We start from the raw sequence: 6,776 nt of genomic DNA on the forward strand, positions 1-6,776 counted from the left end.
TTGGGCATGGGGCATTGGGCATTGGGCATTGGGCATTGGGCATTGGGCATGGGGCCTTGAGAAAGAGGAGGCAGAAGTTCTTTAATTTTGAATTTTGAATTTTGAATTTTGAATTGATTTGCTCCCTCTGCTCCCCCTGCTCCCCCTACTCCCCACTCCCCACTCCCCACTCCCGAATTCAAATAATTCCCAGTTTGGCTAACCGTTCAATGGTGGCTTGCTGCGTTTGGAGGAAGTGTTTGCGGTCTACTTCTCCTTCCAGCATAGTATTAGGGGGGTAAAAGTGTGATTGGCGATAACTTTCGGCGTATAGTTCAAACCGTTGGCGGGAAAGTAAATTATTTAACCCTGGTCGGCGGCGATCGCGGCGTAATGCGACTAGGTCAATCTCGGCAAATGCTGCCATACTCTCGCCTACACCTGTCTCTGCTAAAACGATTCCGCGATGGTCAATGATTTTAGAACCACCATCAGCCGAAGCAATGGGGATAGCAATATTAGCGATGCCTGCGGTATTGGCTGAAACTACGTATGCCATATTTTCGACGGCGCGAGTGATTTTTGCTGCGTCTTTGGGGGTGAGGCTTTTGTTGTATACTTCCGAGGTGGAATGGACAAAAATCTCCGCTCCTCGCATCGCCAAACACCGCGCCACTTCTGGATATAAAATTTCTTCTGATGCTAAAGCTGCCAAATTACCGATCGCAGTTTTGGCTACGGGGAAAACTCCCTCTAAACCATAGCAGTCAAGATATTTATCCCAAACATCATGGGGAGTAGGGGCAAACAACGAATTCAGCCGCCGATACCGCAAGACAATTGAGCCAGAAGGGTCAAGAATAAAGCAGGTTTGAAAGTACAATCCGGGAAAGTTGGGGTCAACTTCGTAGGCATTACCAGCTAAAAAGATTTTGTGCTTTTGGGCAATTTTACCGAGTGCCTCATACTCAGCACCAGCCATTTCTATACAAGCTTTTTCTGCCCATCCTGCTAAAGAGTCTCCCATTGGGAAACCAGTGAGGAAATATTCTGGCAGTACAATTAAACGACAATCGAAGCCAATGAAAGCGATACTGGCAGCAATTTGTTGAGCTACACGGTTGATGGAGTTTTGCATGAGCGATCGCGCTTCGTGGGCATCGCTTGCTTGGTTGACTGCATGACAGGTAAGTTGCAGTGCTAAGGCACGGTATGATTCTGGATTAGTGGGCATAGGGCATGGAACTCAGGACAAATGACAAATGACTAATGACTAATTCGATCGCCACCCCAGAGCGATCGGACTAATTTATCTGTCATTTCTGCTCCAAATAACCGCACAGCGATTTTGTTGTCTGGGTCACGTTCAGCAACAGTACGGCGCACAAATAAATCATGCTCAGATAAAGCAGCCCGCTCGGATTCTGGTACTGGTTCAGCTTCATCTACCCAACCTAGCCAACGATCTATCATCTCATGCGCTACCGTGTGGACGCGAGCTAGTGTCTCCTCTGTAACTGGACTGGTGTAGCACAAACTAGTATGGGATTGTACCTGACGGATATACAGCGTTTTGCTAATATACTGCTGAAAATGTGAATCTTCCAAGAACGCCAAATATGTCTGGTTTACAGGTTCGTAGTAACGATCCAAATAGTCCAGGTCAGTGAATAGATCAGTGCGAGGGACGTAATCTATAAAAAAGAACAGTTCTGGAACCGTGGCAAAGACAACAGCCAAATGAGGAACACGAATCTGAGACTTGAGCCAAACAGTTAGGTGCATATTGCAAAAGCCAGATTTAGGTTCGCGCAACCATGAATGCACGAGCCAATCAATTTCTGGGCCAGAAAAGGTATTGAGCGAACCGTGCGCTTCTCCAACCAAAGCAGAGTAGTTTTGAAAGTTCTTGGTAGACGGATCTGAATGTAACTCAAAACGAGCATCTATTTTCTCACGGAGTTCATTTGTCAAGCCCCACAACTGTTTAAATAAGGCTGTACTGTCTACATTAGGTTGCTGCTCAAGCACTGTTTATATGTACCCTTTTAGATAAGAATGCAAACAAACATAATATAAAAGCGAAAAATCAGCATCTAGCTTCTGTCAGAATTATTCTTAAATCTTCCACTGAGCCAGAACAACTGTAAATGGCGTGGAATTATTGTTTGCTTTTCCTGTCTTTGGATAAACTTAATTTAAATGAAGAACTCCAGGTAGAAGAGAGAATGTCAAATTTCCCCGATCGCACAGAGTCAAACACCGATAAAGTCTTACTCATCGGAGTTACTGGCGGCACAGGTGGAAATGTCGTTAAGGGATTTCTCGAACAGGGAGTTACAAACCTGCGAGCCATCACTAGAGAAATTGACCTTAATCGTCCAACTCTTGCAAAACTCAACGATGCCGGAGTTGAACTGGTAAAAGCCAACCTTGACGATGAAACCTCCCTCATAGAAGCCTTTACAGGAATTTCGGCTGTATACTGCCACGCTACTTCTGCGGACTCCGCTAGAATTGACCCGCTAGAGGTGGAGAGAGCAAGGCGAGTTGCACAAGCTGCCAAACAAGCTGATATTAAGCACTTTGTTTACAATTCCGCAGGTGGGGCGGATCGGAATTCAGGAATCCCCCGCATTGAGCAAAAGTACCAAGTGGAGCAAATTCTCAAAGAAGCTGGTTTACCGACTACCATGTTGCGAGCCTGCTTGTTTATGGAGGAGTTTTGGAAGAAGTACACGCGACCTTCCATCCTCAAAGGTAGTTTCCCATTTTCTATTCAGCAAGACAAGCCCCTTCATCTAATTACAACGAAGGATATGGGCCGCGTTGCTGCCTACGTAATTAAACATCCCACTAAGTATATTGGTCAAGAAATTGAGCTAGCTGGCGATGTGCTGACTCCAAAGCAGATGGCAGAGGCATTCTCCCAAGCACAGGGGATGAAAGTTGTCCATAAAGAGACACCCGCTTGGATTTTCTTACTCTTGCTGCAAAAGGAACTGTTCGATTTAATTCAGTGGTATCGCAAGCAAGGTTATCAAGCCGATGTCTGGCGTTTACGAGAAGAGGAGTTTCCTGGACTTCTGACCACATTTAGGGAGTTTCTGGCAGAAACCAACTGGGCAAATGCGGAACTCACTTACGAGAGTCTGTGATCGGATTAGTACACTGTGGCAAAAGTAGGCGGTTATGAAGTTTTGCATGACAGGTAACTTGCAGTGCTAAAGCGCGGTATGATTCTGAACTAGTGGGCATGGGTCATGGGACTAAGGACAAATGACCAATGACAAATGACTAATGACTAATTCGATTGCCACCCCAGAGCGATCGTACAATTTTATCTGCCAACTCAGATCCAAATATCTGTGCGACAAATTTATTACCTGGATCACGTTCAGCACTGGTACGGCGTAGTGCCAAATCACGAGTTGCTAAAGCAGTGCGTGCATCTTCTGGCAAAGGTTCAGCTGCATCTATCCAAGTTAGCCAGCGATCGAGGGTTTCATGTGCAAGTGTGCGAGTCAGTTCAAGGGTTTCAAAAGTAGGTGCGCCTGTGTAGCACAATTTAACAGGCGATTGAAATAATCGAAGATACAGACTTTTGCTGGTAAATACCTTGAGGCGCGAATCTTCTTGTAACTTTAAGAATGTTTGATTAACTGGCTCATAGTAGCGATCGAGATATGCCAAATCGCTTAAAAGCTCAGTTCGGGCAATGTAATCTATATAAAATAAGATATTTCCATTTGGAAGCGTGCCAAACTCAAAGGCCAAATGAGGAACTTGAATATGCGACTTCAACCAAGTGGTGAGACGCATAGTACTAAAGTTTGATTTTTCAGGGTTTCCCAGCCAGGAATGAACTAACCAGTCTATTTCTTTCCCCGAAAAAGCGGTAAGCGAACCCTTCATATTGCCATCAAGACTGCTGTATTGCTGCAAATTTTCTACAGAAGGGTCTGGATGTAATTGAAAACGAGCCTCTAGTTTTTGGTGGAGTTCCTTTGTAATCCCCCATAACTGCTCAAATACAGCTTTATTGTCTAAATCTGTTGGTTGCTTAGTCATACTTTGAGTTTGCGGCTTTTCTATAAACTTTATGTTTAGTTTGACACTTTCTGGTGTCTAGCTCGTTGCCCATATCAAGCAACGCATTCATCGAATTCAGAACTGTGGGAAACAGCCCATCAACTAAACCATGATAAAGCTATAGCAACATCCTTAAGTAGACGAGCACAAGAAAAAAATAATCCTGTTACTCTAGGTAGAATATAGACGCCGAAGCTGGCTATCCATAGGTTTGAGATTGCTTTGCAACTCTACAAGATGCTTTGCGATCGCAATAACACCTTATCAGCATCAGTCGATGATTCCTCATTAGATGCCTCTGAGATGCCTCTGCTCTTACTCTAAGTTCAGTAATAATACTGTAACTTTATGCAAAAATGTTGTTTTTATACTTAATTATAAAAATAAAAATAATTTTCTCAGTAAATATAGACAAGTTAAAAGAAAAACAAATACTAATAAGTTAGTTAGTTATTTTGTTTAAAGTACAGATATGGCTTTTGATTTAGATGAAACTTTTCAACTAGACATAGCTCAAATGAATTTAAAGGAAGTACATTCTGTAGTATTTAGTTTACATGAGCCAAAAATTCCTCTTGTAATTTGGTTATTAGAGAACCCTAATAGTCCATTGGCATTACCTGGAAAAATTACTCTGCGTCATCATGATTATATCCACATACTTTTAGGTAGAGGTATTTCTCCTCAAGATGAAGCTTTTGTAATTGGATTTACAATGGGTAATGACTTAAAGACTAATAAACTACATTTATTCATATATAAACTTTTTGCTAAATTTATATATCCATACCCTTATAACTTTTCGACATTAGATTTAATAAATTTTAATTTAGGTTTTATGTATGGTAGAAAGATTAAAATAAAACAAATAAATGAGATCAAGCTTGAAATTTATCAAAATGAGAATATAGGACATTTGAGAAAGGTTTTCGGTATTAACACGGATGAAATAAAACTTATAGAAGAGTATTAAATTTGATTAATAGTCAACTAGTATATATCTAAAAAATACTATCAAAATGCTTCTACTTAATAAACTGAGATTAGTTCCCTCTCAAATAGTAACTGTAACAGTACTGTTGACATTACTATTGTTTATTCCTCAAATTTTGCTCAACTGGCAAGCATATTATAACTTTAATAGTATTACTAAACATGAATTTCAACTCCAAAGACTGAGTGATGAAATTACTTATCTTGATGAAGTATTAACAATGTCAGCACGCATGAATGCTGCTACAGGAAATTTTATTTGGGAAGAACGGTATCGCAAATTTGAACCTCAACTCGACATTGCTATTAAAGAATCTATTAAACTGGCTCCTCAAGTATATGAAAATGAGAATGCCCAGAAAATTGATGCTGCTAATCAGCGCTTGGTTGCGATTGAATATCAATCTTTTGAATTAGTAAGAAATAATCAAAAAGAGATAGCACAACTACTACTTTTTAACAGTGAGTATGAAAAGCAAAAACAAATTTATGCTGATGGCGTTGCTAAAAGGAAGCGTAATATCTCACTTCAGTTACAGCAGAAAGTTGATGATTATTACAAAAGACTATTTTGGGCAATTTTAGAATCTATTATAAGTTTAGTAATGCTGATTCCGGCATGGCTTTTAGTATTACATTTATTACAGCAGTACTTAAAAGCTAAAAAATTTGCTCAAGCCGCCTTAGAAGAAACGAATTATAGGTTGGAAATGCAAGTTGCAGAGAGAACGGCAAAATTAAAACACAAAAATATTCAATTACAACAGACACTTCAAGAATTGCAACACGCTCAAGTACAACTTATTCAAACTGAAAAAATGTCCTCATTAGGTCAGCTAGTTGCTGGTGTTGCTCATGAAATAAATAATCCAGTTAATTTTATTTATGGTAACGTGATGCATGTTAAAGAATATAGTCAGCAGTTACTAACTTTAATTAACCTGTATCAGCAACAAAATTTTAATTACAACTCAGAAATAACTAGTCTAATTAATAAAATAGATTTAGAGTTTATTCTTGATGATATGCCGAAAGTCTTATCTTCAATGACAGTTGGTACTGAGCGCATCCGCGAGATTGTGCTAACTTTGCGGAACTTCTCGCGTCTTGATGAAGCAGAAATGAAACCTGTTGATATTCATGAAGGAATTGATAGCGCGTTATTAATTTTACAGTATCGTTTGAAAGAAAAGCATAAGCAGCAGGAAATTGCAATAATCAAAGATTATGGTGATTTGCCTCTTGTTGAATGTTATGCGGGAGGATTAAATCAGGTATTTATGAATATATTCAGTAATGCTATTGATGCTTTATATGAATGGGAAGCAGAATGTTTCAAAGGAAATGCTAAAAAACACCTTAGTTCTATTATTGTCCACACCGAAGTTACCAATGAAGAGTGCGTGATTATTAGTATTAAAGATAATGGGCCAGGAATGACTGAGGAAGTTAAGACTAGATTGTTTGACCCCTTCTTTACTACAAAACCTGTAGGTAAAGGTACTGGCTTAGGATTATCTATTAGTTACCAAATTATAGTAGAGAAACATAAGGGAAAAATTCAGTGTATTTCTGCACCTGGTAAGGGTACAGAGTTTTTGATTGAGATTCCTATCAACCAGACACGGTAAGCAAATATATTAATACCAATTCGCAGTTCGCAATGACGCTCGAAGACTCGCTAACGCTGCGCTAACGCAATTCGCAATTAA

The 6,776-nt window shown here is 39.9% G+C and carries 6 protein-coding genes and 1 pseudogene; 3 read left to right on the top strand and 4 right to left on the bottom strand.

What is annotated here, in order from left to right:
- From VB740_RS16470 to VB740_RS16480, 3 genes and pseudogenes are all read right to left on the bottom strand, one after another.
- Positions 1-182, bottom strand: a pseudogene (locus VB740_RS16470) (hypothetical protein); the annotation flags it as partial.
- The gene (locus tag VB740_RS16475) at positions 179-1,213 is read right to left on the bottom strand and encodes a nitrilase-related carbon-nitrogen hydrolase (protein WP_323201044.1); all 1,035 of its coding nucleotides are present in this window, start codon (positions 1,211-1,213) and stop codon (positions 179-181) included. The gene VB740_RS16475 and the pseudogene VB740_RS16470, both read right to left, overlap by 4 nt.
- Positions 1,214-1,245: 32 nt before the next feature.
- Positions 1,246-2,010 carry a red chlorophyll catabolite reductase gene (locus tag VB740_RS16480; protein WP_323201045.1) on the bottom strand — a complete coding sequence of 255 codons (765 nt, stop codon included), beginning with the start codon at positions 2,008-2,010 and terminating at the stop codon, positions 1,246-1,248.
- A 119-nt stretch (positions 2,011-2,129) separates the two neighbouring features.
- Between VB740_RS16480 and VB740_RS16485 the strand changes: the two genes are divergently transcribed.
- Positions 2,130-3,137, top strand: a complete 1,008-nt coding sequence (locus VB740_RS16485; RefSeq protein ID WP_323201046.1) for an NmrA family NAD(P)-binding protein — start codon at positions 2,130-2,132, stop codon at positions 3,135-3,137.
- A gap of 139 nt (positions 3,138-3,276) precedes the next feature.
- On the opposite strand, the gene VB740_RS16490 is transcribed toward VB740_RS16485, so the two are convergent.
- Positions 3,277-4,050 (bottom strand): red chlorophyll catabolite reductase, encoded by a 774-nt coding sequence (locus tag VB740_RS16490; RefSeq protein ID WP_323201047.1) that lies wholly within the window; start codon positions 4,048-4,050, stop codon positions 3,277-3,279.
- Positions 4,051-4,543: 493 nt separating this feature from the next.
- Between VB740_RS16490 and VB740_RS16495 the strand changes: the two genes are divergently transcribed.
- Positions 4,544-5,044, top strand: coding sequence for a hypothetical protein (locus VB740_RS16495; RefSeq protein WP_323201048.1), 501 nt, complete (start codon positions 4,544-4,546; stop codon positions 5,042-5,044).
- A 46-nt stretch (positions 5,045-5,090) separates the two neighbouring features.
- The gene (locus VB740_RS16500; RefSeq protein WP_323201049.1) at positions 5,091-6,695 is read left to right on the top strand and encodes a sensor histidine kinase; all 1,605 of its coding nucleotides are present in this window, start codon (positions 5,091-5,093) and stop codon (positions 6,693-6,695) included.
- Positions 6,696-6,776 lie beyond the last annotated feature (81 nt).

Origin of the sequence: Nostoc sp. UHCC 0251 (assembly GCF_034932245.1) — a bacterium.
Lineage (GTDB): Bacteria > Cyanobacteriota > Cyanobacteriia > Cyanobacteriales > Nostocaceae > Nostoc.